Raw genomic sequence first — 23,962 nt, forward strand, 5'->3', positions numbered from 1 at the left:
TAAATTATTTTAGGAGGGTGTTTAAATGAAAAAATTTATTACTGAAGATGAATTCTGGAATCTATTTCCAAATGCAAAAATTGGTGTTATTACTTGCCACGATATAGATAACTCTATAAAAGATAAAGACAAATATAAAAATATGATTTCTGAATCAGAAAAAGAAGTTTCAAAACACTTACGAAATGAGGAGTTTAGTAGTAATGAAGTAATAAAAGTATGGAGAGATGCTTTTAAAAAGTTTAAAACAAAAAAAGGTGCAAGGTCATCAATTGAGGCTTTATTAAAACGTGTTTCTACTGGAAAAAATTTAGGAACTATTAACCCTTTAGTAGACATTTATAACTCTATTTCACTAAAATACGCTCTACCATGTGGTGGTGAGGATATAGATACATTTGTAGGAGATATAAGATTAACTAAGGCTATAGGGGATGAAAATTTTGTTACATTAGGAACTGATAAAAATGAACCACCATATGAAGGTGAAATAGTATATAAAGATGATGAAGGAGCAATCTGTAGATGCTTTAATTGGCGTGAATCAGTAAGAACTATGTTAACTGAAAACACAAAGAATGCTTTTTTATGTATTGAATTAGTAGATGAAAAAAGAGTGAAAGAATTTGAGAATGCTTTAAACGATTTATCTAAATTAGTTAAAGATAATTTAGGTGGAACATGTAGTATATCTATTCTTGATATTAATAATAAAGAGGCAGTTATAAATTAATTTTAAATGGGGGGAAATAATGAGTAATTTTAGTTGTAAAAACATTTATATTGAAGATGGGAAAAAAATATTAGAAATTAATATACTTCCTGAAAAACACTGTAACTTTGACTGTATTTTTTGCCCTATAGGAAGGTCAAAAAATAAAATAGATACACAAAAGTCATTTGATGAAATAGATGATTCATTAGTTGAATTAGAAAAAAAGATAGAAGATACAAAGCCAGAGTTAATCTTTATTAATTCAAAAGGAGAGGCTTTAGTACATGATAAAATTGAAGAGATCATAGATTTTATAAAATCTAAAGGGTTATCTGTAAGACTACTTTCTAATGGATACGTATTATCTAAAGATGATTACATAAAAATTGCTAATAAATGCGATGAAGTTATTGGCGAAATAAAAGTAATTACAGAGGAAGATTTCCAAAAAGTTCAACGACCAATTGAAGGTTATACTCTAAAAGAATATATTTCAAACATGGTTTACTTTAATAAACAATATAAAGGTAAATTTATATTTGAAATAACTATTGTTAAAGGATATAACGATGATAATAAATCAGTTGAAAAGATAAAAGATGTTATTAAAGAAATATCTCCTGATAAGGTAATTGTTGTAAGAATGGATGATGAAATCTTTAAGAAAAAGCTTGGAATAAGTGATGAAAGATTTGAAGAAATTTCAAAGGAATTACTAAATATATAATACGTATTTACATAAAATTAATGCCCTTCCAATCCATTTATTTGGATTGTAAGGGCTTTTTACTTAATATATCTTAATCAATTCTATATTTGCCTATTTCAGTCTTTCCATCTTTTTCGTAAACTGGAATTATTCTAGGACCTTCTTTTTCTCTCTTTTCCATATAAGCAAGTGCTTCTTCAGGGTTATTAGGTTGGTTTGCTTCATCGTACAAATCAGCCTTTCTTACATACCCTTCTACATCATTTAAACCTACAACTTCCATTAAATCTGGCTCTTCCCATTCACCATTTCCCTTATCAATATAAGTTCCATAAGTTTCGCCATTATTATTAGTTTCAAAATACCCCCTAATTGTATCAATTGTCTTAGATATTTTGTTATTATCAGCTGAACTGATAGTAAATATCCCGCACCCTACTATTAAAATAGATATGGATAGTCCTACTGCATATAATTTTAACTTCATTTAATTCCCCTCTTTAAACTATTTATTTTCATACAATTGCTGTCTTTCTTCTAACTCTTCTTTTGGAATACCCATGTTTCTTTTTGTCATAAATCCCCTCCTAAGGGTATTTTTAAATGTTATAATTTAAATTTAGGATAGATTTTAACTACTAAATAAAGTAACAAGAAATTATAATAAGTAAGCCACTTGTTTTAGAAATAATATCTAGTATGGTACTATTTATGTTTCTATTTATTATACTTGTCCCTAAAAATAATATCCCCAGAATACATCTAATTAAATATCCCATTTCAATATTAATATTCATTACAAATGAATATAACAAAGAACATGCTACTAAGGCTAAAACTATATATTCCATATTTATCTGTATTTTTTTTAATATATTCAAATATGCCCCCCCTTTTTACAGCATTAAATATTGCAAAAAAAAGTATATCATATTATAAGCATTATTTAAGTTCCATTTTTTAACAATAATCTATTTATGACTTTAATAAAAAAGGAGTATTAAGAATTAATGCTCCCTTAACTTAAATTAATTCTCTTGTTTTTTTAGTGCTGTATATAGATGAGCAGTTCCTCCAGATGCTAATATTTGCCCTTTTAATCTTTTGTTATACTTCATCGATACACCCCTTATTATATACTTTTTCTTAAATATATAACGAATGTAATTTATTATTTTGTGACAAATTTATATTTTTGAAATATGTATTTATGAACTAATCAAAAAATAAAAAAATATAAGAACAAATTATGATTAGTATAATAAGTAAATCGAATATTAATGAAGTTTTACTATATCTTTGATTTGTACTTCTTAGTTGCTTAATATCTTTTGTTAAAGAAACTAACATATAACTGGCTAATGATAATATGGCTAAACCAATTATAGAGTTATAAGTGGCTCTACCTACTATACTACTAATATAAACTTTAATTTTTAGAAGAACTATTAAAAGTATAGCTATTACCCAACGATATTTCTTTAAAAAACTTTCTATTTTTTTCATCTCTCCCATCTCACTGTTCAACTCAATCTCACTACCTCTCTTAGACGAAAAGTTACTCAATAAAATTATACATATAAAGTCCTTAAAACTCAAATAAATGGATTTTAAGGACTTTTTTACTACATCCCTTTAAATAACTTTTAGAGACTAGTTTATTTACAACTGAAATTAAGCTATATTTTTTAATAAAGGAGGTCTAATATGAATATCAAATATAATAAAACTTTAATAATTATGTTAAGTATATTACTTCCAAGTTTATATTTATTTCTTTTAAATTTTAATAGTTCTATTACATTAGCAATCATACTATTTTTTATATCTTATGTAGGATTTAAAATACGTAAATCAAAGAATATTAATTTAAGTTTGATTATATTAGCAGCTCTGTTCGCTTTAGGAAATTCCTGCTTAGGGTTATATGAATTAAATTTAATTAGTATATAAATGAGACTACATTTAAAATAAAAGCTATGCCCTTAGTATCCAAATAAATGGATTCTAAGGGCATTTTTTTACTAGATATCTTTAAATGTACTGTTACGTCACAATCTTATTGAATAAATTTGTGCCTTTTTTTGTTAATTACAATTACCTCTACAAAAATAAATATAAGGAATATACTCGCTACTGATATTGCTATCTCGAATGGTAATTCAAAAACAAATTTATCTAATGTAATAATTAACCCAAAAATAATTGAAATTATCCCAGTTAAAAAATATGCTTTAGAAAATAAATCTATATATCTATCCTTATCTTTTACTCTTTCAGGGTTATCAAATGCATACTTTTTTATATTTTTAGTTTTACTCAATCGATTTCCTCTATCTATAAACCCAAGACCAAATAATATATTTATCATTTATTTTCCTCCCTTTTTATAAATAGTATTAATACTATTATACCAGATTGGTTAAATAAAGATTTTAACAACCCCTAAAATTTCTGTTTAGAAACTAGTTTATATATTCAATTAAAAATAAATGGATTCTAAGGCTATTTAAACTATAACTTTTTAAATAAGCTTTTTGAGAATAGTATTTTTAAGAATGGCCAAGAAAACATCTATTTTAGTGGACATATGGTAAACTATAACTTATATTATGATTAAATAGACAATTGTTGTAAATTACGAGTAGTTTATTAACATGTGCATAAAGAGAATACTAGCGGGAGAATTTATAATGAATAAATATCAGAAGGTACTGAACTCAGCAACAAAAGAAGTAGAATCGTATTATAAAATGTCAATCAAACTAAAATACAAAGATAAATGGTTAAAAGGTGGTACACCTATAAATCATCCTATTCATATATCTTATGATGAAGAATTTAATAAATATAGCTACACTACTATTAGAAGTTATTTAAAATTATCATATAGAGATATAAATAAGCTTAAAAGTATTAGAGATATAATAGCTACTAATAATAAAGAAATATATTATATACTTTTTAATGAGGATATTAAATATAATAATAGATAATATCATTCTTATTTTGTTTTATTTTGAACTAAGAGAACATTAATGTGAGATACTTTTTTTAGTGTTCAAAAAACATACTATTTAGTTAACATATTTACTTGCTCTATAACATATCTAAAAATATTTAAATCAATATCCAAACTGTACAAAAAATAAAAAATACCGTTTTGTGTACAATTTTTTATATTAGGCTATGTTTTAATATAGTGTTGATATTAGGAACAATTTTAATAACAAAAAAGTAGGGGTATATCGATTGATTGATACACTCCTACTTTTTTGTTAGCATTATATTAATATTGTTCACTAAATCTACTCTACAAATTGGAATTTAGACTTCTATTTTACTGCCAGTAGACAAGTAAATAAGTCGTTCAGAAAGAACTTGCTTCATTTTGTAAAATGCTTTTTCTCCTGTGCAATGACAAGTGTAGTAACACGTAGAATTGTCATTTAATCTTTCTGCAATTTCCTGTATCAAAGCATTACTTTCTGTCCTTTTTGATATTGGATTATACAAATGAAAACCTCCAACAACACAAGTTATTTTATTATTCACTATATGCTCTGCTTTGTTTTTAATGTTTATTATTCCTGCATGTGAACACCCTGCTATAAGTATCAACTTTTCATTTTCTAAAATAATTAAACTTTGTTCATGAGAGAAATCATCTATTGAAATGCTTTTTCCTGTTTTCGCAAATAAAGTATTATTTGATGTAGAGATACATTCCCTCGTATCAACATCGGAGAATAAAATCAATTCATCATCTATCACCATTCTTTTTTTAGTTAGAACTACTTGCGGATGATTTTTTAATGAACTATCGATACCAACATCAATTTTAAGTCCAAGAAGTTTTGTGTAATGTTTATCAAAAGCATTATCTCTAATATAGACCTTTGCAGAATGATTATTTTCTAAAAATAGTTTTAAAGGTCCTCCATGGTCTATATGACCATGAGATATTATAACTGTATCAATATCTGAAATATCAATCCCCATTTTCTTCGCATTTTCAAGAAATAATCCATTTTTACCTAAATCAAATAGTATTTTATGATTATTTGTCTCTATATAAAAGCATAAACCATGTTTATTTTTAAAATCTGATGAAACAGATGTATTTTCAACTAGTGTTTTTAATATCATGTAATTTTAAACTCCCCTACAAATTTCTATTTATCTATATGTTATCAGATGTATACCTACTTCGCATTATATAACGATTGCGTACTTGCTTTTATTATAGCATCCTTTTAAGGCATTTATTATTAGTTACATAAACTGTGGCGTTCTTAATTTGAAATCCTTTATCCTAGTGTAGGAGTATGCCGCATTACTTTGTACAACAAAATTCTTAGTTTTAATAGAATCTCTATCAGTTTCAAATATTCTTAGCCACTTAAACCATTGCATATAGTTCGAGATATACTTACTTGCAACACCATTAAATCTACCCATCCATTTCTTTAAATTGCTGTGTAAACTATTAATGTGCTGAATATGGTAAATACCTTCTTTATGTTTACCTGCCTTTATGCGTTTGTGGTCTAAATTAAAGTCTGTGGCAAATTTAATATATGATTTATGGCTATCTGTACATAATATAGAACTTTCTCCTATATTCCCTTTGTAAAGCCTCTCAAGTTCTTTATGAGTCATTCTGCCTTTACATAAAGGCTCTATTATTAAATTACCTTGTCTATCTAACGCCGTAGCCACACAAATTTGCTCCTTAGATATACCTCTTTTTTTAATCTCTTTACCTCTTTTACGAGATTTTCTTGGCATATTATCAGTTCTTGTACCTTTAAAACTTTCAGCAAAAAACACTTCATCTGCTTCTATTACCCCATCAACATGACCAGTACCTAAAAAAGAACTTATACAATCTAATATTTTATGTCTCCAAAAGAAACTTGTTGCTATGTTAATTCCTACTATTTTAGCCGACTTTCTTATTGATAACCCCATAATCATACATTTAGCATATTTAAGCCACTTCTCTAACGATTTCTTGCTTCTATATGTTGCAGAGTTTGTAAAATCAGTAAAAGTCTTTCTACAATCTTTACAGATATATCTTTGCTTACTATTGTATTTACCATTTCTTGAGATTGATTCAGAACTACAATGAGGACATACTTTCCCCTTAGCAAATCTAAATTCTTTAACTTCTTCACATACTTGTCCTACTTTAGAGCCTAATACAAGAAATTCTTCCAAATAAGACAGTAATTCTTCTACTTGATTTAATGGTAATTTTTGTATATCTGTTAATATAGACTTCATACTTGGCATACTACACCCTCCGAAACATTGATATATCTATATCATAATCTATATATTTGAAAATATCCATTTTCAACATTGATTTAAAACATAGCCTTATATTAAAATAACAAGTCTCAAAATTTCACTTTAGGAACTAGTTATGTGTTTCGAATAAAGTTAATGCCCTTAAAATCCAAATAAATGGACTTTAAGGACATTTTTACTAGATATCTTTAAACAAGTTTTTAAGAACTAGTTAAAATTATCTAAATTTATTATAAAATTCTAATTTGATAGTATTGTTGAAACTACTTGATCTAGGTCTAAATTAGTATTATCTAAAAAGTATTGATTGGGAATATTAGAAGTTTTAAACTCACTTCTAAGAACTTTTACTCTTTCTCCCATTTGACAGTCCACTTCTCTTAATTTATCTCTTTTTAAATTTGTAACTTCATCTGACCATAAAACAGCATAATGAACTTCATAACCTAAATCTAATATTGGTTTTGATATTTTTTTTGCATCATCCCAAAATATAACCCAGTCGCTAATAACATTGTATCCTTGACTTAAAAAGTTTTTACTTAAATCTATAATGTTTTCTAATACTAAATCCTTAGCTCTTTGAGATTCCCATGGCTTTTCATATCCAGAAACAGGCATATGACTTATTATATCACCACTTATGTAAGCACTCTTATTAAAATTACTTGCTAGAATATCAGCAGTTGTTGATTTACCAACACCAGCAGGTCCAGAAAGTATTATTATTTTGCCTTTCAATTATTACATCCCCCTTTTGTAACTATTCTATAGTTAATATTAGAGCATTAAATTAAAAAATAATACAGTTTTAGATAAATATATTTATTAACTAGTTCTAAAATTTCAGTTTAGGAACTAGTTTGTATTTAGAATAAAGTTAATGCTCTTGCAATCCATTTATTTGGATTATAAGGACATTTTTACTAGATATCTTTAAATGTGTTTTTGAAGAGTAATTGTAATTTAAATAATTTCTCTATATTAATTAAAAAAATCATTTATTATTAAATTAATTTGCTATAATAAAAATATTATTTTATACTTAAGAAAGGATTTGATTAATATTTTTCAATTTATTGCAATAATTACGGGTTTTATAAGTCTATTAAATTATTCACTTTGGACAAACAATAATCTTAGTTCAGCATTTAAGTTGTTAAGTGTAGGTGGACAAGGCTTATTATTATTAATCACATTAATAATAACTGTGACTTACTCTGGAAAAAAACTAAAGCTTAATTATGAAAATCGATTTTATAAAGTTTTTACATTTAGATACTCAATCTTATTAATTTCATCATTAGGAAATTTATGTATTTTTATTGTATTATTTCTAAATTTAATCGGTAAAATAAACAGATTATAATAAATTTATAATATCCATCTCAAATATCTAATTTTAGATAATTAGTTTTTAAATTTCAGTTTGATATTTAGAATAAAATTAATGCCCTTAAAGTTCAAAAAAATGGATTCTAAGGGCATTTTTACTAGATATTTTTAAATGTGTTTTTAAAGATTAGTTTGCTATAATTAACATATTAAATATTTAGGAGGATTAGAAGTATGATAGTTTTAATTGCAGGTAGCTCACATTCTGGAAAGACATTATTATCTCAAAAACTACTTGATAAGTATAAGTTTCCGTATATATCTATAGATCATTTAAAAATGGGACTTATAAGAAGTGGAAATACTGATTTAACCCCTGAAGATGATGATAAATTAACGGATTATCTTTGGCCTATTGTTAGAGAAATAGTAAAAACAGCTATTGAAAATAAACAAAATCTTATTGTCGAAGGGTGCTATATTCCATTTAATTGGAAGGAGAGCTTTGATAAAGACTACGCTAAACAAATAAAATATATTTGCCTTATAATGACTAAGAAATATATAGAAGATAATTTTTCAGATATAAAAAATTATGCAAATACTATAGAAAAACGTTTAGATGATTCGAGTTGTATAAAAGAAGAGCTTATAAAAGATAATAAGTTAAATCTTAATATGTGTAAAAAATATAATTGTGATTATGTTCTAATAGATGATAATTATAAATTTGAAGTAGTTCTATAAAATTTTGTAACTAGTTATTAAGTTTAGGTTTTAGGAAGTCTAGCAAAAAATAAGATAGATTCGATTTTAAGTTATGTATTTGCAATAAAGTTAATGCCCTTAGAATCCAAATAAATGGATTTTAAGGGCATTTTTACTAGATATCTTTAAAGGTGTTTTTGTGGAAGAGTTAATGTGTTCACAACGAAATACGTGTAAACTTCAGAAAGGATACTTCCAATTTTTATAAATATTTCGTCGTCCATCCCTTTATTGAGTTTCTAACTGGTTATTTTTAACTTTATCAACGAAGAAAACCGAAATTACTAATAAAATTACTGCTACTATAGACATGGCAAAGAAAGTTACATTTAAACCATGCATTGGAGCATTTTTTCCATAAGTTGGAATAGAATTAGTTGAAATCATTGACATAACTCCAACAAACATTGCTGCACCAATTGCTCCTGCTATTGTTCTAAGTGATGTTAATAATGCAGTCGCATCTGTTACTAGTGATTTATCTACGCTATTTGTACCCCATGTAACTAATGGCATCATTAAGCAAGCAATAGCAATACTTCTAATTACATGGTATAAAGCTGGTATATAAATAGGTGTACTCATAGAAATAAAAACCATTCCTATATTACTAATAAACATAAAAAGTGCACCTATAATAAATAATTTTTTCATCCCAATTTTATCAAATAATTTTCCAGTAAATGGACTAACTACAGTCATTGCAAGAGATCCAGGTAAAGTAACTAATCCTGAAATAGTTGCAGAGTACCCCATAATTGACTGAATATATAGAGGCATTATTACAGAAGTTCCCATCAATATAAGATAAAGTAACATACTACCAATGACACTTAATGTATATTTTCTAAATTTTAGTACTCTAAGATCTAAAAAAGGTTGTTCAATGCTAAATTGTCTATATACAAATAAAATTGAAGTTATAATACCTACAATTAAAGGAATTAGAACTGAAGTACTAATAAAACCAAAACCTGCTATATTTCCAATTCCTAAAGTAATACCACCAAATGCAAATATGCTTATAGCAAAAGAAATGGCATCAAACTTTTTATTTTGAGTTTCTAAGATATTATCAAATACTGAAATTGCAAATACAAGTGAAACTAACATGATTGCCATTGTAATAAAGAAAATTGATCTCCAACCAACAGTATCAATAAGAATACCAGCTAGTGTAGGAGCTATAACTGGAGCAGCTGCAGTAGCTAAACCATACCATCCCATAGCTGTTCCTTTTTTGTTATTTGGAAAAATTGTTAAAATCACAACTTGTGCCATAGATAGAAGAAGACCATTTCCACAAGCTTGTAATACTCTACCAATCATCATAATTGGGAAATTTGTAGCAAATGCACATATAAGTAAGCCAATAAGAAATATTCCTATACCAGCTAAATAAAGTCTTTTAGTTGGAAAACGTCTAATTAAAAAAGCTGTTAGTGGCATTATGATACCCAGAGCTAAAGAAAAACCACTAGTTAGCCATTGTCCCGTTGTAACATCAATTCCAATATCTTTTGTAATTGGTAAAAGTGCAGTAGCTAATGCTGTTGAAAGTAGTGAAGTTGCAATACATGAAATTAATATGTTAATAAAAATTAAATTTCTTTTTTTATCCGTCATTTCTAGTGAATTACTCATTTTCGTCATCTCCTAATTCGGTGTAATAGTCTTTAATTTTTGATAAGATATATGTAAACTGCTGTTTTTCATCATCAGATAGAGGGGTTACTATTTCGGTATGAGATTTAATTCTTGATTTTCTATGTTTTTTTACCTCATCAAGACCTTCCTTAGTTAGCGAAATAAGAAATGTTCTCTTATCTTCGGCGGAACGAGTACGTTCTACAAATCCTTTTTTTTCTAATTTAAACAATAACTCACTTAATGAAGTCGATCGTATATCTAACAAGGTGGACAATTTTTTTTGGCTAATTGATCCCATATTATCGAGTATAGACATACAACGATATTGTCCGGTAAGGGGATTTACATTTCCTTTTTTATTACGTGCATATCTATTACTTAAACGATAAACATCGAAAAAAAAGTTCTGCTATATCTTCATTTTTTAAATTCATTAATTTTATCCTTTCTATGCTTCGATTTTAAGAGGTACCTCTTATTATATAGGAGGTACCTCTTGAAATCAATAGTTTTATATTTTATATAGCTAACTAGTTATTAAATTTCAGTTTAGGAACTAGTTTTATATTTAGAATAAAATTAATGCCCTTACAATCTATTTTTTTGGATTATAAGGGCATTTTTACTAGATATCTTTAAATATATTTTTAAGGATTAGCTAAATTTCTTAAGTAAAATCATCATAAATTTATTTATTTTTGTTGAAAATATATCACATAATGTTATATATTTTTAATATAATGTTATTAATATATAACAATTTTAATTTAAAGGGGTGCTTCAATGAAGAAAATAAACTATTTTGGTTTTTTGGGTTTTACGAGCATTTTAGGGTTATTAGGATTTTACACAAATAATAAATCAATGTTTTTATATTTTTGCTTTTTACCTTACTTCATGTACTTTAAAGTAATTCCAGATGAATCATTTAAAGAAAATGTAAGGAAGTCTGCTACAATTGCTTATATTATATCTTTTGTTATTAGTTGTATTTCAATAGGATTATACGAAATATATAATAATCCTTCTATAGCAATAGCTGGACTTAATTTTAGTTTTTCAATATCAGGTATTTTATTTTTAATTAAGTTTTTGGCTATTGAGTCAAAGGAGAAGAAAGGACTAGAGTGATGCTTTTACGTGCAAAAACAAAAGAATTTAGAGCTAGATATAATATGAGCCAATCAGATTTAGCTAAAAAAGTTGGGGTTAGAAGAGAAACTATAGGTAATTTAGAGAATGGAAAATATAATCCATCATTAAAATTAGCATTTGATATAGCTATGTTATTTGAAGTGAGCATAGAAGAAATATTTGAATATATACCAGATTAAATAAACTATATCTTAAATTTTACTTTAATGACTAAGTTATGTATTTAGCATAAGGTTAATGCCCTTAGAATCTAAATAAATGAATTCTAAGGGCATTTTTACTAGATATCTTTAAATGTGTGTTTTTAGAGATTAGTTAAAGACTATTACTTTTTAGGAAATCCATTCTCATCAAATTTAAATCTCAAATACATATTTGGTATTGCCATTAATAACATTGCAGGCAAAATTATTAATGGATATATCATTGATGATGTGTTTAGGTTAATAGAGTTATTTAACAATGATAAAACCAGATAAAATGGTCCTAATAGCAACATCAAGTTAGATGCAATTCTATTACCTTCACTCCAAGTATCATTATTTTTTAAAGAAAATGGCGTTTTGTAAGCGTAAATAGATTTCTTACTTGGTGGTTTAATCTTTATTAATACCCCACATATGGTAAATATCAATCCAAATAGTAGTATTACAAAGAATGCCATACTTATCACCTCCTTATGCTAATATTTAGGATTATATCCTTAGTTAAAGTTTAGTATATAGAAGTTTGTAAATCTATATAATGTGCAACTAGTCATTAAATTTTACTTTAAGGACTTGGTTATGTATTTGATATAAAGTTAATGCCCTTAGAATCCATTTATTTGGATTATAAGGGCTTTTTTACTAGCTATCTTTAAATAAGTTTTTAAAGATTAGTTGATTAACTCACATTTCATAAATACTACTAAATCTTTTTCGTTTAAGCTCGGTTTATAACCTTCATCAATATCTACACTTGATATAGCTCCATCATTATTTGAACTAAACACAGCTATTGGAACTTCATCACCTAACGTTAATTCTTTTTCTTTTTCTAATGTTGAAAGTAGTATATCTTTTGTTGAATTATTAAAGAAATCAAGCGTTACATCTTTAGAAATCGAGGCAACAGAATTAGGATCAATAAAAAATCTTACAATTTTACTTTCTTGGTAGATGCCTATTGGTAATTCCTTATCATCTGTATCTAATGTTGAGCTATATATTTTATGCTCCTCTACAAACTTCCCGTTTTCATACTCTTTAGAATAAAAACTTATTTCATATTTGCCACTTTTTAAACCTTTAATTATGTAATCTATTCCTTCTCCACTGATTCCGAATGGACTAGTTTCGGAAGAATCATCTTTGACTATCTTAAATTCTTTTTCTACTTTAAGTTCTTTTTCGTTTGTCTCGGTACTACACCCTGTTAAAATTATTAAAAATATTATTAGATAACCACATATTGATAAATATTTTTTCATAACACCCCTCCATCTTTATTCTAGATAATAATATATTATAAAATCAAATAATTAAATAGTAAAACGGTGAATAAAGAGATTAGTATAAACTAGTAGTTAAATTTCCGTTTATGCCAACCTGCGTTTTTTCTGCAAAATCGCACCAAAATTTGATATATATATTGATAACTAAATATTATTTATATACTATTAAAATAAATAGGTATTTGAAATGTAGATTAAAATATTGGGGGATATAATGAATAATAGTAAAAATGAAGTACTAGTTATATTGACAGAACAATGGAATGATTGGGAAGCAAGTTATGCTATTGCAGTTTTAAATTCATTTTCAGACTATAAAGTTAAAGCCATTGCCGTTGATGAAATTCCTAAGGTATCAATGGGAGGTATTAACGCGTCTATTGACTGCACTATAAATAATTATAAAAATTTTAATAACCTTGCAATGGTCATTCTACCAGGAGGGCTTTCTTGGGAATCAAATGATTATGGAGAAATTGCAGAATTTATAAATCGTGTAATAGAATTAAATATTCCTATAGCCGCTATTTGCGGTGCAACTACTTTCCTATGTAAGCATGGATTTCTTGATAGTGTAAAGCATACAGGAGATAGTCTCGAATTATTCCAACAACAAAAAGAATATAGGGGAGAATCATTTTATATTCACGAACAAGTAGTTGTCGATAATCTAATTATTACTGCAAATGAAACTGCGGCTGTTCAATTTGCTTATGAACTTTTTAAAATTTTAGAAATTGATAGTACTGAAGAAATTGAGCAATGGTATGATAATTTTAAAAATGGTGCAATACGATAGAATGAAATTAAAATCACCACTATAAAAGTCTAATATACAATTTATCTAGCTATAAAAACTTTCAATATTTACATAAAAATTTATTAAAAACAACAAGTCTTAAAATTTCACTTAGGTAATATAGTCATGTATTTGCAATAAAATTAATGCCCCTAGAATCCAAATAAATGGATTCTAAGGGTATTTTTACTAGATATTTTTAAATGTGTTTTTAGAGAATAGTTTAAATCAATTTAATAAATACGCATATTAATAAATAAGGGGGGTGAAAGTTTGTTTTCATTTTATCAGTTTATATTTGTTGTAGTAATGTGGATATTATATTATCTTATTCTTAAAATATTTATTTTAAATAAAAAACTAGATAACTATATAGAAAAAGTTAAACTAAATGGAGATCACAACGAAATTTACATTACCCAATATAAAAAATATCTCAATGCTAAAAATATCTCAAGTACATTAACGCTTATGGTACTAACATTTGTTGTTTTTATGCTTAGACCTATGCAAATAAATAGTTTATTGGAATTAGCAGTCGTTTTAGGTACAGGTGCTCTAATTCAAATTTTAGGAGATAGATTTATAGATAAAAAATATACGTATAAAAAATAAGATTAAAATCCTGCACTTAAATTTATTTAGGGTATAGTATTCTAACATCTTATTAAACCTAACTTATGATTAACAAGTCCTAAAATTTAACTTTAGGGACTAATTATAGTTAATGCCCTTAAAATCCAAATAAATGGATTTTAAGGGCATTTTTACTAGATATCTTTAAACAAGTTTTTTAGAACTAGTTTAACTACTTAAATTCACCTGGGTTCTCTGCTAAAAACTCTATATGACCACATGTAGCACATACATAACATAAAATATCACTTATCTTTTCACCTTTAAAGGTACCTTTTTTCTTGGCACTTATGTATGGTTTTACTCCAATTGGTACAGCTTTAAAATCCACCATCTTCATTTCAATTTTACATTTCTGACATTCCATAAATTTTATCCCCCCTTTTAATATTTATGATATATGTATAACTACGGGGGAGGACGACATACGTGTAAAAATCGGCCACTTAAATTTGGACACATTGATATAACTGGAATACAGCGATTTTTTTATTTTTATAAAATCTATGGATTTTACAGTTAAATTGGAGTTATCTCAATCATAACTTCTAAGATTTGACTATGTGATTGCAGGTTAGTAATTTCAATGCTTTAAGCATAGTCATAACTAGCAATCATAAGTACTCATGTAATTTATGATTTTATCAAGTGGCTGAAAATAACATGTATGTCGTCCTCCCCCGATGATACACTCTTTTTTAATTTCATTTTTTATTCCCCCACCTATTCTTATTTATTTTTTATTTTTTCATATTCTTTTTTACAGGTTTATATAAAAGTAATAAAAAAATTAAGCTTATAATAGTTATTGTAAGTACTAAACCATATCCATAATTGATATATGTATGAGTGAAATTAGGATTGTCCACAGATTGAATAATTCCCTTAACTGTATTCCATTGATGAGGTTTAAGTATAAAAAATGATATAGTACCTATTATGCAAGAAATTATAGTTGATAAAATTATATGATATTTATAACTGTAATCTATAACTCCCCCCGCCTCCTTTCTAAAAAATAAAATCTATAAATTTTGATTCTCACATTAAAAAACGAATTTAGATAATAATTTTGTGACAAAATTATTATTTTTTTATAAATTTTTTGTAAATTTATAAATTTTTATATAAATAAGGATCACATTTTTACTAGATATCTTTAAGCAAGTTCTTAAGTATTAATTGCATATACTTAATTGTCTTTTCATATACATATTACTAGTCATTTGATAAAAATTTGGACAAGCCTTTCTAACCATGTATATATGGAGGTGTATAAATGCATAAATCTTTTTTTAAATAAATATAATTGGATTTACATAAATATTTTTAATTGTATCTATCTCATTAGCAAATAGATCCTGCTCTGACCGTTCAAATATTGAAGATAATCAAGCAACTGTTAAATATAACAAAACATCTAAATTTGAAACTTTACCTTATGCTGAAGATCCAGAGTCTCAAAAAGTTTCATTTGAAGTTCAGCCATATAATCTATCAAATAAAATCGTAATAGAACCATTAAATCTAGCTTACGATTAACAAGTTCTAAAATTAGGACTAACTACAACCCTTAGAATCCAAATAAATGGATTTTAAGAGCTTTTTTACTATGCATCTTTAAATATGTTTTTAGGGACTAGTATTTCTTAGTAACGACCACTAAAACATCTGTTTTAGTGAACATATATTAAACTATGAGTTCTGCTATAATTAAATTAAAATTTAATAAGGGGGAGAATTATGTTTAAGATTATAGAAATACATGATATTGAGGTTAAGTCTAACGTTACTGATCGTATATTAAGAAAACTTCCTGAGTGGTTTGATATTGAAGAGGCTATAGTTGAATATGTAGAAGGTGTAAAAGATACTAAATTTTATGTAGCTTATGACTTAGAGAAACCTATTGGGTTTATAAGTATAAAACATAATACTGAGTATACATCAGAAATATATGTTATAGGGGTATTAAAAGAATATCAAGGTAAGCATGTAGGAAAATCATTAGTTGAGGTTGCCAATAATACTTTGGCTAATATGAGTATTAAATTTCTTCAGGTTAAAACACTAGGACCATCAAATTCAAATAAGTACTATGCAGATACAAGGAAATTCTATCAAAGTGTCGGTTTTTATCCATTGGAAGAAATAAAAGAAATTTGGGATGAGATAAATATATGTTTAATAATGATAAAAAACATTTAATTAAAAAGCAGTCATAAAATTTAATAAACTGTTCAATAAAACATATGATTTTATGTGCAGTTTTTTATATTAAAAGAACTAGTCTTAAAATTTACGTTTAGGATATAGTTTAAATTAATCTAGTATTTTCACCACTTTAAATATATCTATAAATAAAGAAAGGATAAACTTAATTTTATTAAGTTCTCCTTTTCTTTATTTTATTAGCTAATTATTGATTTTTCACAATATTTCTAACCTGCATCTCACTAATCTCAAATCTATTAGCCAATTCCCTAAAATTACCTCCATTAAACTCACTTTTAATAACTCTATTTCTAGCATTTCTAATAACTGATCTTTTACTTGGAAAGTAAATCATACCTCCACCACAATAATCAACAATCTCCATACAAACATCCACCCCAACAACATCGACAAAATCAGCTATCCCATCTGGAAAATCATCTCTTTTAACCTCACTATAAAAATCCATTACCTTATCCCCCTTTATACTTATATTAATTATTTTTATATTATTTATATATAATTTTAACTTTTTATACTCTATATAGAATCTAATGGACACAATAGACACAGTTAAACATAAACCTTTGCTATAACTAAATTCAAGCCGTGTCCATAGGCGTGTCCTTACTCTAGTTTATATGGACACATGGACACACTTTTTAAGTAAAAACTTCAAATTAGACCTAAACTTATTAAAAGTATTAAACTATTATTAATTTTTAGTAAGGACACATTTAAGCATTATATAGACACGCTTTTTCATAGTAAGGATACGTTTTTAGCCTTTATAGACACACTTTTAATATACTAAGGACATATTTTAACATCCTATAGACACGTCCTAGATATTAATTACATTAACAAACACTATCTTCATCTAAAATAAATGCTCTTTGATTTCCATAAACCTTTCCAAATCTAAGCTTACCTGTACCTTTGTCATAAGACTTCCAACCTTCAATATTCCTAAGTATATCGTTAATCTCACGAGCAGCATAAGGATTCAACATCTTAGGATCTCCGTTAAAAAGTTCAACCCATATCTCCATAGCACATACCTTTTCTCTTTTTAAGCTCCCTTTCTCTGTATGATTAAAATCTCCGCCTTGAATATACATTCTCTTACCATCTATGTCCATCTTGTCCCAATTAGTAGGAAGTAAAGTATCTAAATACTCTCTTACCATACCTTCCTTTGGATTTGCCTCTAAGTGCTTACTTTGACACTTTAAGGCTATTATATTTTCTTCTTTACTAAGTAATAATTTTTCGCCACTTTTAAAAAGCTCTACTGTCTCTGCCCAAATATTATCTATTTCGCTTTCATTTAATTTTTCAAACATTGACTTCTTTATTTTATTAACTCCAACCTTAATAGGCCAAAATCTTCTATTACCAGTTCTATCTTTTAGAAATTCATCATCATTGGTAGTTCCAAAGAATACACATTGTCTTTTAAACTTTTCTACTCTCCTTCCATAAGCAACTCTATAAATATCTTCTCTTTTAGATATAAAGTGTTTAACGCTTTCTGTCTCTGCTTTTTTAGTTGCTGAAAGTTCTGCCATTTCAACTATCCAAGCTTCTTGCAATTGTTCATATGCTTCTTTTCCTATTACTGTGTTTATAGAGTCTGAATACCAACTTTTACCGAGTAAGTTTATAAAGTGACTTTTACCTATACCTTGCCTTCCTACAAATACAGCCATATAGTCAAACTTAACTCCTGGATTAAATATACGACTAACTGCAGCTACTAGCATTTTTCTAGCTACTGCTTTTGTGTAATCATTACTATCTGCACCTAAGTAGTCTATAAATAGATTTTCAACTCTTTTTTTACCATCCCATTTTATAGAATTTAGATAATCTTTTATTGGATGATATGAATTTTTACTTGCTACTACACTTATTCCATCGTATATTACTTGTTGAGATTTTATTTTATATACTCTTTCTATATAATGTCTAAGATTAGAATCATCACTATCACACCAAGTACTTTGACTTTCTTTGTCTTTAATTTTTCTCCAAGGTAGATTCTTCTTTATTGTTATTTGATGTGAAAATTCATTTAATGCAATTTTTCCTTTTAAATTTATATCATTTTCAAGTATTAAAACTATATTGTCTATTGTAGATGTGTACATTCCTTTTTTATTTATTTCAAGTTTAGTTATCCATAAACTATTTTCATTTTCTTCAATATTATCATCAATTATTTCAAATTCTTCCTTAGCTATTTTTAAGCTTTCTTCACCTAATTTTTTTATAACATCTTTATCATTTAATACTAATTCAACCATACTATCAAATGAACTTTTTTCATTTAAATCTTTAAATTTATGATTTTTTACTAAATCAAAAGAATTGCATAATTTATCTCTACAAGGATCAGTACTATGATGAGAGTATGCAAATAGTGAGTCTTCATATACTATAAGCCCACCATAAGAACTTCCGTCTTTATATGTATATCTATTTTTATCAGCTGTTGGTGTGTATACATCGCTTAAATACTTCTCTATTACTTCATAAATATTATAAGTTCTACAAAATGCACCTACTACCCCCTCTTTCTCTAGTGGGTTTTGTTGTTTATTACTGTCTAAAGTTGTAACTTTACTAACTCTTGAGGATTTTGGCCAATTATTTTTATCTTTATAATCACTATACATATTTAGGTATCTTTTAACATCTAAGTATTCTTCATCAACATGTATAAATTTAAACTCTCCATCTTTACTTGTTGATGGAAAGTACATAAGCCTACATGGATCATATGTTGTATCGTCAAAATAGTCTATTCCAAATTGATTCGCTATAATTCTTCCTAATGCCTCATATTCTATACTATCTACATTCTGATTTAGTGGTATTACTATCCTAAATCTTTCATTTTCGCTATTATGTTTATGAGTAGTATACATTAGACAGGAAAATTCTGTTACCATTTCTATGTACTCCATCATCCCTTTATATCCATAATCAACATCAAGGGTAAGAAGGCTTCTATACTCTACTGATTTCTTATTTCTTTTTCCATCTTTAAGGTAACCTCCTACAAACCCACCAACGTCTTTTATATTATCTTGTATTTCTTTTTCTAAATTTAAATAAGTACTATATGTTTCATTTGTGTATTTAGTTTTACTTAATTTTTCTATAAGCTTTTCAAATGGTATTTTATAATTTGTATATGTTTTATCTGTTCTATTATTACAAACTGCTATATCTATCATATTTATCCTCCGTCAATATTATTTATGTTGTTATTTCCTAGGAAATCTCTTTATTTCAATCAAAGCGAATTATTTTGAGCAACGGACCTGGTTTTTAGGTCGTTGGCGACATGAAGCGAAGCGAATTTTATTTTTTATAATAGTAACTTTCCTGTGTATCTGCTTTTAGTTTTAGTCCATTTAGATAATCTATATCTTTTTCCATAATCAAATTTATTTTATCTATATTTACATCTTCATCAACTTCAAGTACAACTTCATCGTGTACATGCATTACTATTTTATAACCATTATTTTCTAAATCTAGCATCTTAAGTGCTAATATGTCACGAGATATTGCTTGTACAATATTTTCGGTTAATTTGCCTCCGTATGTATAAGTTTTTTCAAATTTTTTTGTGGTTTGATTAATGCTTTTGTAGGTTAACACCTCTTTATTAAAGTTTTTATCTATTTCTATTTGTGGATTAAAATATGCAAGACGCCTATTAGATGGTAGCACTATAAACATATAATCATCTTCATATATAAACTCTAGATTATTGACTTTAACATTTGTCTTATACTTTACACAACTTATACTTGCTCTTTCTACACTTTTCCAAAAGTTGACTACGTTTATATTCGCTCTTCTATAACTTTTAACTATGCTTTCCATTTGAAAATTACTAAGGCCCATCTTATCTGCTCCCATTTTTATAAGTGCATTTATACCACCTTGATAGCCTAGGGCAAGTTCTGCTACTTTCCCACTTTGCCTTAACTTACTATCTTTACTTATTGTATTTATATCTGCATTAAACATTTTAGCTGCACTAGCTTCATATATTTTTCCATGGGTATTAAAAACTTCAATTCTCCACTTTTCCCGTGAAATATATGCTAGTACTCTTGCTTCTATTGCACTAAAATCTGAAATTATTAATTTTAAATTATTAGCTGGAATAAATGCTGTTCTTATAAGATTTGAAAGTACCTCTTGAGTATTTTCATATAGTATTTCTAATAATTCATAAGAGTTACTTGTACTATTTTCCTTTAATATATTTCTTGGTAAGTCCATATTTTTTAAATTAGTTTGTGGTAAATTTTGAACTTGAACTAACCTTCCAGACCATCTTCCTGTTTTATTAGCTTTATAATACTTAAAAAGTCCCTTTATTGTATTATCATTACTAATTGTTCTTTTCATAGCTTCATATTTTTTTATTGAAGTTTTACTTATCATTTGTCTTAAAATTAGTATTTCTTTTAAATCATCATCTTTCGTTTCTTTTATAAGCTTTTCTATATTTTCTTTTGATATGCTATCTATTTTTATGTTGTGTTTCTCTACTAGGTAATTCTTAACCTGTGAAGGGCTTTTTATATTTTCTATATTTGTTAAAGTTTTTAGTTTTTCTTTTAATATTTTTTCGCTATGTAGATTTAATTCTATTGCCTTATCTATTAATTTTTTATCTATGTTTACTCCCCTATCATTAATCTTTTGATCTATTATATATATTTCTTCTTCAAATAAAGTTGTTTTATATTTTTCTAACTTTTTTCTTATATCTCTTTCAACTATGCAATCTATTTTGCAGTAGTTTTTGAATTGTTCCCATTTTACTAAATCATCACTTGGGTTATGGTTATTGAAGTATTTTATTAATGATTTCCCTTCTTTATCTTTTTTAATATCTAATTTTAGAACCTCAGATACATTTTCTAAACTATGAGGTAATCCTAGTCTAAGTGCCATGGCTTGAGTACACTTAAAGCTTTTAGGTTCTATATATGTATTTAGATATTTACTTAAACATACTCTCTCAAAATTTGCATTAAATGCATATTTTATTATTTCAGGATTTAAAATAGCTTCTCTTACTCTACTTGGTAATTGTTCTCCATTTTCTAAGTCAATTACACTTACTTTTTCATCATCAAAGGCATAGGCAATAAGTAATATCTTAAAATTTTTATCCTCACTATAAGGATAGACCCCACATTTTGTAAGGTCTACACTGCTTTTAGTTTCTATATCAATTGATAAAATCATGATAATATGTCATCATCTTCTATTATTGTAAAATCATCTTCTGCCCTTGATTGACTTATTACTTGTCCATCACATATTTTTTGTACATTATTTACTGAACATCCTATACCACATATATTTTCTTTGTAATAAGGGTAAAAATTTAAGCTAACTCTACCATAACAACCAGGATAAATTTTATCAGGATCTTTTATTTCATTTAAGCTCTTATCAACTATCCCTGGTTTATATTTACTAGTTGCATTTAGGAAATAGTGATTTTTGTAAGCTTCATTATCTGATTTTTCTATATCGCCATCTCTTAAAGGTGTTTTTATTTCATCATCTATTTCACTCCATATATTTAATCCTTTTTCCTTTGCACTAAATATTGCCTCATTTATTTTTGATATTGTGTCTATATCACTTTTGGGTATTAGTATTGATAAAGAGTATCTTTTATCTTCACTTTCTTCTAACTTTTTTGGTATAAATATATTTGGATAGTTCATTCTAATTTTCCCTGTTATAACCTTCATAATTTCCCCCTAATTACTTAGTTCATAGTTTAGTTCTTTGTTTATACTTTCATAGTCATTAATATTAAGTTGTGATACTTTGCTTGCATTGTATTTTGATAGTATTTCCTTTGCTTTTGATACTTTTCCCATTTGAGATAGTTTTGATATTTTCTCTCTTATATCTTCTATTGTTATACATTCATTTTTGATAATCTCAGTTCGATTTAGTTCGATTTCATTAGTATGTATATTAGTATCTTTAATTTCTAAATTATTATTTTTATTTATTAGGTATGATAGCTTTTCTATTACTTGATTTATGTTTTGTAAATTTAGGTTTATATCTATTTTTATCTCCATTTTTCCCCCTTAAGTTTATATATTTTTTTCAAAGAATATATCATCATCATAATAGCTTAATATTTCTTTAATTTTGCTTGCTAGTAGTAGTGATGGGTTACCTCTTCCTTGTTCTAAGTTTGTATAGTAGGCTCTAGTTATCCCTATTTTTTTAGCTAATTCTTCTTGAGTTAGGTTCTTTTTTATTCTTAGCTTTTTTAATTTTACCCTCATATTTTCCCCTTTGTATTTTTTAAAATTATTTTAAGTTTTTTTTAAACTCTGTTTAATATAATCATATTATCTACAAGTATATAAGTCAATGTTTTTATCGAACACATATTTCCATTTTTTTACATATTCAACAAACCTACGTTTGTAAATTTAATTACAAACCTAGCAGTACTGGTATTGTGTCTTAAATGACTAAAATAAAGGATTTCAAATTAAGAAAACTACAGTTTATGTGAATGGTAATAAATTAGTTTAAAGAATGCTACAATGAAAATATGTACACAATTGTTATATAATGCGCAATAACTATATATATATCTAATAACATATAGATAAATTCTTATAATTCTTGCTAAACTTTAAGTAAGAAATAAATCTGTTTGGAAGGAGGTAAAACTTGTGCAATTTTCAATAGGGGATATTGTAATGTTTTTGATATTATCAGTATTTTCTTTATTTTTCATAAAGAAATATTACAAATCAAAGCATAAAAAGTATCTATTATTTTTATTAGTTTGTATATGTGGAATATTTAATAAAAATAATATGATTTATATTAATGGGATAGAAATTAATAATACAATATATGTAGAGATATTTAGGTATATAATTTTAGCTACAATAGTGATATTTGGATATAAGCTATATAAGAAAAAAGAATTATTTTAAGTCTATATATTGATTACCATTAATTAATATATTACGAACTTAGAAGTATATGCCTATACTTTTTTAGCGTTTAAATAGTTTCTAAAATCAACATTGTATTAAAACATAGCCATATAAAAAATCCAATAGTTTATCTATT

General features: G+C 26.4%; 29 protein-coding genes. 11 read left to right on the forward strand and 18 right to left on the reverse strand.

Features of this window, described 5'->3' with window-relative positions:
• Positions 1-25: 25 nt before the first annotated feature.
• A complete protein-coding gene (locus BN899_RS07985) occupies positions 26-733 on the forward strand; it encodes a B3/B4 domain-containing protein (protein ID WP_042274434.1) in 708 nt (235 codons plus the stop codon).
• Between the two features lie 19 nt (positions 734-752).
• Complete coding sequence (locus tag BN899_RS07990) at positions 753-1,442, forward strand: radical SAM protein (protein WP_042274436.1); 690 nt, start codon at positions 753-755, stop codon at positions 1,440-1,442.
• Between the two features lie 73 nt (positions 1,443-1,515).
• Here BN899_RS07990 and BN899_RS07995 read toward each other — a convergent pair whose 3' ends face one another.
• From BN899_RS07995 to BN899_RS08005, 3 genes are all read right to left on the reverse strand, one after another.
• Positions 1,516-1,911 (reverse strand): hypothetical protein, encoded by a 396-nt coding sequence (locus BN899_RS07995; RefSeq protein WP_052356735.1) that lies wholly within the window; start codon positions 1,909-1,911, stop codon positions 1,516-1,518.
• 151 nt (positions 1,912-2,062) lie between these two features.
• On the reverse strand, positions 2,063-2,305 hold the full coding sequence (locus BN899_RS08000) for a hypothetical protein (RefSeq protein ID WP_042274438.1): 243 nt from the start codon (positions 2,303-2,305) through the stop codon (positions 2,063-2,065).
• A 334-nt stretch (positions 2,306-2,639) separates the two neighbouring features.
• Positions 2,640-2,930 carry a hypothetical protein gene (locus BN899_RS08005; protein WP_147568516.1) on the reverse strand — a complete coding sequence of 97 codons (291 nt, stop codon included), beginning with the start codon at positions 2,928-2,930 and terminating at the stop codon, positions 2,640-2,642.
• A 201-nt stretch (positions 2,931-3,131) separates the two neighbouring features.
• On the opposite strand from BN899_RS08005, the gene BN899_RS08010 reads away from it, so the two are divergent.
• Positions 3,132-3,377, forward strand: a complete 246-nt coding sequence (locus tag BN899_RS08010; RefSeq protein ID WP_042274442.1) for a hypothetical protein — start codon at positions 3,132-3,134, stop codon at positions 3,375-3,377.
• 106 nt (positions 3,378-3,483) lie between these two features.
• Here the strand turns inward: BN899_RS08010 and BN899_RS08015 are convergent, their stop codons facing one another.
• Positions 3,484-3,795 carry a hypothetical protein gene (locus BN899_RS08015; protein ID WP_042274444.1) on the reverse strand — a complete coding sequence of 104 codons (312 nt, stop codon included), beginning with the start codon at positions 3,793-3,795 and terminating at the stop codon, positions 3,484-3,486.
• 322 nt (positions 3,796-4,117) lie between these two features.
• On the opposite strand from BN899_RS08015, the gene BN899_RS08020 reads away from it, so the two are divergent.
• Positions 4,118-4,420 carry a hypothetical protein gene (locus BN899_RS08020; RefSeq protein ID WP_042274447.1) on the forward strand — a complete coding sequence of 101 codons (303 nt, stop codon included), beginning with the start codon at positions 4,118-4,120 and terminating at the stop codon, positions 4,418-4,420.
• A 331-nt stretch (positions 4,421-4,751) separates the two neighbouring features.
• On the opposite strand, the gene BN899_RS08025 is transcribed toward BN899_RS08020, so the two are convergent.
• From BN899_RS08025 to BN899_RS08035, 3 genes are all read right to left on the reverse strand, one after another.
• The gene (locus tag BN899_RS08025) at positions 4,752-5,573 is read right to left on the reverse strand and encodes an MBL fold metallo-hydrolase (RefSeq protein WP_042274449.1); all 822 of its coding nucleotides are present in this window, start codon (positions 5,571-5,573) and stop codon (positions 4,752-4,754) included.
• Positions 5,574-5,699: 126 nt separating this feature from the next.
• Positions 5,700-6,725: an IS1595 family transposase gene (locus BN899_RS18620; protein ID WP_081712206.1), complete on the reverse strand. Its 1,026-nt coding sequence runs from the start codon at positions 6,723-6,725 to the stop codon at positions 5,700-5,702.
• Positions 6,726-6,983: 258 nt separating this feature from the next.
• On the reverse strand, positions 6,984-7,484 hold the full coding sequence (locus BN899_RS08035) for a hypothetical protein (protein WP_042274450.1): 501 nt from the start codon (positions 7,482-7,484) through the stop codon (positions 6,984-6,986).
• 828 nt (positions 7,485-8,312) lie between these two features.
• Between BN899_RS08035 and BN899_RS08040 the strand changes: the two genes are divergently transcribed.
• A complete protein-coding gene (locus BN899_RS08040) occupies positions 8,313-8,825 on the forward strand; it encodes a P-loop NTPase family protein (RefSeq protein WP_042274452.1) in 513 nt (170 codons plus the stop codon).
• 249 nt (positions 8,826-9,074) lie between these two features.
• Here BN899_RS08040 and BN899_RS08045 read toward each other — a convergent pair whose 3' ends face one another.
• A complete protein-coding gene (locus BN899_RS08045; protein WP_042274453.1) occupies positions 9,075-10,490 on the reverse strand; it encodes an MDR family MFS transporter in 1,416 nt (471 codons plus the stop codon).
• On the reverse strand, positions 10,483-10,812 hold the full coding sequence (locus BN899_RS08050; RefSeq protein WP_052356737.1) for a MarR family winged helix-turn-helix transcriptional regulator: 330 nt from the start codon (positions 10,810-10,812) through the stop codon (positions 10,483-10,485). Before BN899_RS08050 ends, BN899_RS08045 begins: the two co-directional genes overlap by 8 nt.
• 467 nt (positions 10,813-11,279) lie before the next feature.
• Between BN899_RS08050 and BN899_RS08055 the strand changes: the two genes are divergently transcribed.
• Both BN899_RS08055 and BN899_RS08060 read left to right on the forward strand, forming a co-directional pair.
• Positions 11,280-11,627: a DUF3796 domain-containing protein gene (locus BN899_RS08055; RefSeq protein ID WP_052356739.1), complete on the forward strand. Its 348-nt coding sequence runs from the start codon at positions 11,280-11,282 to the stop codon at positions 11,625-11,627.
• The gene (locus tag BN899_RS08060; RefSeq protein WP_042274454.1) at positions 11,627-11,830 is read left to right on the forward strand and encodes a helix-turn-helix transcriptional regulator; all 204 of its coding nucleotides are present in this window, start codon (positions 11,627-11,629) and stop codon (positions 11,828-11,830) included. Before BN899_RS08055 ends, BN899_RS08060 begins: the two co-directional genes overlap by 1 nt.
• Before the next feature lie 146 nt (positions 11,831-11,976).
• On the opposite strand, the gene BN899_RS08065 is transcribed toward BN899_RS08060, so the two are convergent.
• Together BN899_RS08065 and BN899_RS08070 are read right to left on the reverse strand one after the other, a co-directional pair.
• A complete protein-coding gene (locus BN899_RS08065; protein WP_042274455.1) occupies positions 11,977-12,315 on the reverse strand; it encodes an SdpI family protein in 339 nt (112 codons plus the stop codon).
• Between the two features lie 213 nt (positions 12,316-12,528).
• Positions 12,529-13,122 carry a hypothetical protein gene (locus tag BN899_RS08070; protein WP_042274457.1) on the reverse strand — a complete coding sequence of 198 codons (594 nt, stop codon included), beginning with the start codon at positions 13,120-13,122 and terminating at the stop codon, positions 12,529-12,531.
• A gap of 238 nt (positions 13,123-13,360) precedes the next feature.
• Between BN899_RS08070 and BN899_RS08075 the strand changes: the two genes are divergently transcribed.
• Together BN899_RS08075 and BN899_RS08080 are read left to right on the forward strand one after the other, a co-directional pair.
• Positions 13,361-13,945 carry a type 1 glutamine amidotransferase family protein gene (locus BN899_RS08075; protein ID WP_042274459.1) on the forward strand — a complete coding sequence of 195 codons (585 nt, stop codon included), beginning with the start codon at positions 13,361-13,363 and terminating at the stop codon, positions 13,943-13,945.
• Positions 13,946-14,218: 273 nt separating this feature from the next.
• Complete coding sequence (locus BN899_RS08080) at positions 14,219-14,560, forward strand: hypothetical protein (protein WP_042274461.1); 342 nt, start codon at positions 14,219-14,221, stop codon at positions 14,558-14,560.
• A gap of 193 nt (positions 14,561-14,753) precedes the next feature.
• On the opposite strand, the gene BN899_RS08085 is transcribed toward BN899_RS08080, so the two are convergent.
• The gene (locus BN899_RS08085; protein ID WP_042274463.1) at positions 14,754-14,948 is read right to left on the reverse strand and encodes a hypothetical protein; all 195 of its coding nucleotides are present in this window, start codon (positions 14,946-14,948) and stop codon (positions 14,754-14,756) included.
• Positions 14,949-16,324: 1,376 nt separating this feature from the next.
• Here BN899_RS08085 and BN899_RS08090 point away from each other — a divergent pair.
• Positions 16,325-16,789, forward strand: a complete 465-nt coding sequence (locus BN899_RS08090; protein ID WP_042274465.1) for a GNAT family N-acetyltransferase — start codon at positions 16,325-16,327, stop codon at positions 16,787-16,789.
• A 211-nt stretch (positions 16,790-17,000) separates the two neighbouring features.
• Here BN899_RS08090 and BN899_RS08095 read toward each other — a convergent pair whose 3' ends face one another.
• From BN899_RS08095 to BN899_RS08120, 6 genes are all read right to left on the reverse strand, one after another.
• Entirely contained in the window at positions 17,001-17,264 is a 264-nt protein-coding gene (locus tag BN899_RS08095; protein ID WP_042274466.1) for a Mor transcription activator family protein, read from the reverse strand.
• Between the two features lie 391 nt (positions 17,265-17,655).
• The gene (locus BN899_RS08100) at positions 17,656-20,040 is read right to left on the reverse strand and encodes a VapE domain-containing protein (protein ID WP_052356742.1); all 2,385 of its coding nucleotides are present in this window, start codon (positions 20,038-20,040) and stop codon (positions 17,656-17,658) included.
• 127 nt (positions 20,041-20,167) lie between these two features.
• A complete protein-coding gene (locus tag BN899_RS08105; RefSeq protein WP_042274468.1) occupies positions 20,168-22,081 on the reverse strand; it encodes a DNA polymerase in 1,914 nt (637 codons plus the stop codon).
• Positions 22,078-22,599: a DUF2815 family protein gene (locus BN899_RS08110; protein WP_042274469.1), complete on the reverse strand. Its 522-nt coding sequence runs from the start codon at positions 22,597-22,599 to the stop codon at positions 22,078-22,080. The genes BN899_RS08105 and BN899_RS08110 overlap by 4 nt, the downstream gene beginning before the upstream one ends.
• A 9-nt stretch (positions 22,600-22,608) precedes the next feature.
• A complete protein-coding gene (locus tag BN899_RS08115; protein ID WP_042274471.1) occupies positions 22,609-22,941 on the reverse strand; it encodes a hypothetical protein in 333 nt (110 codons plus the stop codon).
• Positions 22,942-22,956: 15 nt separating this feature from the next.
• Positions 22,957-23,154 (reverse strand): helix-turn-helix transcriptional regulator, encoded by a 198-nt coding sequence (locus BN899_RS08120; protein ID WP_042274472.1) that lies wholly within the window; start codon positions 23,152-23,154, stop codon positions 22,957-22,959.
• Positions 23,155-23,553: 399 nt separating this feature from the next.
• On the opposite strand from BN899_RS08120, the gene BN899_RS08125 reads away from it, so the two are divergent.
• On the forward strand, positions 23,554-23,823 hold the full coding sequence (locus BN899_RS08125; RefSeq protein ID WP_042274473.1) for a hypothetical protein: 270 nt from the start codon (positions 23,554-23,556) through the stop codon (positions 23,821-23,823).
• Positions 23,824-23,962 lie beyond the last annotated feature (139 nt).

This window comes from Faecalimicrobium dakarense, assembly GCF_000499525.1.
Taxonomy (GTDB): Bacteria; Bacillota; Clostridia; order Peptostreptococcales; family Peptostreptococcaceae; genus Faecalimicrobium; species Faecalimicrobium dakarense.

Bases quoted from the DNA above. Each gene is read 5' to 3' on its own strand.
- BN899_RS07985 (WP_042274434.1), top strand. From the start codon at position 26: ATGAAAAAATTTATTACTGAAGATGAATTCTGGAATCTATTTCCAAAT.
- BN899_RS07990 (WP_042274436.1), top strand. From the start codon at position 753: ATGAGTAATTTTAGTTGTAAAAACATTTATATTGAAGATGGGAAAAAA.
- BN899_RS07995 (WP_052356735.1), bottom strand. From the start codon at position 1,911: ATGAAGTTAAAATTATATGCAGTAGGACTATCCATATCTATTTTAATA.
- BN899_RS08005 (WP_147568516.1), bottom strand. From the start codon at position 2,930: ATGAAAAAAATAGAAAGTTTTTTAAAGAAATATCGTTGGGTAATAGCT.
- BN899_RS08010 (WP_042274442.1), top strand. From the start codon at position 3,132: ATGAATATCAAATATAATAAAACTTTAATAATTATGTTAAGTATATTA.
- BN899_RS08015 (WP_042274444.1), bottom strand. From the start codon at position 3,795: ATGATAAATATATTATTTGGTCTTGGGTTTATAGATAGAGGAAATCGA.
- BN899_RS08020 (WP_042274447.1), top strand. From the start codon at position 4,118: ATGAATAAATATCAGAAGGTACTGAACTCAGCAACAAAAGAAGTAGAA.
- BN899_RS08025 (WP_042274449.1), bottom strand. From the start codon at position 5,573: ATGATATTAAAAACACTAGTTGAAAATACATCTGTTTCATCAGATTTT.
- BN899_RS18620 (WP_081712206.1), bottom strand. From the start codon at position 6,725: ATGCCAAGTATGAAGTCTATATTAACAGATATACAAAAATTACCATTA.
- BN899_RS08040 (WP_042274452.1), top strand. From the start codon at position 8,313: ATGATAGTTTTAATTGCAGGTAGCTCACATTCTGGAAAGACATTATTA.
- BN899_RS08045 (WP_042274453.1), bottom strand. From the start codon at position 10,490: ATGAGTAATTCACTAGAAATGACGGATAAAAAAAGAAATTTAATTTTT.
- BN899_RS08050 (WP_052356737.1), bottom strand. From the start codon at position 10,812: ATGTCTATACTCGATAATATGGGATCAATTAGCCAAAAAAAATTGTCC.
- BN899_RS08055 (WP_052356739.1), top strand. From the start codon at position 11,280: ATGAAGAAAATAAACTATTTTGGTTTTTTGGGTTTTACGAGCATTTTA.
- BN899_RS08060 (WP_042274454.1), top strand. From the start codon at position 11,627: ATGCTTTTACGTGCAAAAACAAAAGAATTTAGAGCTAGATATAATATG.
- BN899_RS08065 (WP_042274455.1), bottom strand. From the start codon at position 12,315: ATGGCATTCTTTGTAATACTACTATTTGGATTGATATTTACCATATGT.
- BN899_RS08070 (WP_042274457.1), bottom strand. From the start codon at position 13,122: ATGAAAAAATATTTATCAATATGTGGTTATCTAATAATATTTTTAATA.
- BN899_RS08075 (WP_042274459.1), top strand. From the start codon at position 13,361: ATGAATAATAGTAAAAATGAAGTACTAGTTATATTGACAGAACAATGG.
- BN899_RS08085 (WP_042274463.1), bottom strand. From the start codon at position 14,948: ATGGAATGTCAGAAATGTAAAATTGAAATGAAGATGGTGGATTTTAAA.
- BN899_RS08090 (WP_042274465.1), top strand. From the start codon at position 16,325: ATGTTTAAGATTATAGAAATACATGATATTGAGGTTAAGTCTAACGTT.
- BN899_RS08095 (WP_042274466.1), bottom strand. From the start codon at position 17,264: ATGGATTTTTATAGTGAGGTTAAAAGAGATGATTTTCCAGATGGGATA.
- BN899_RS08100 (WP_052356742.1), bottom strand. From the start codon at position 20,040: ATGATAGATATAGCAGTTTGTAATAATAGAACAGATAAAACATATACA.
- BN899_RS08105 (WP_042274468.1), bottom strand. From the start codon at position 22,081: ATGATTTTATCAATTGATATAGAAACTAAAAGCAGTGTAGACCTTACA.
- BN899_RS08110 (WP_042274469.1), bottom strand. From the start codon at position 22,599: ATGAAGGTTATAACAGGGAAAATTAGAATGAACTATCCAAATATATTT.
- BN899_RS08115 (WP_042274471.1), bottom strand. From the start codon at position 22,941: ATGGAGATAAAAATAGATATAAACCTAAATTTACAAAACATAAATCAA.
- BN899_RS08120 (WP_042274472.1), bottom strand. From the start codon at position 23,154: ATGAGGGTAAAATTAAAAAAGCTAAGAATAAAAAAGAACCTAACTCAA.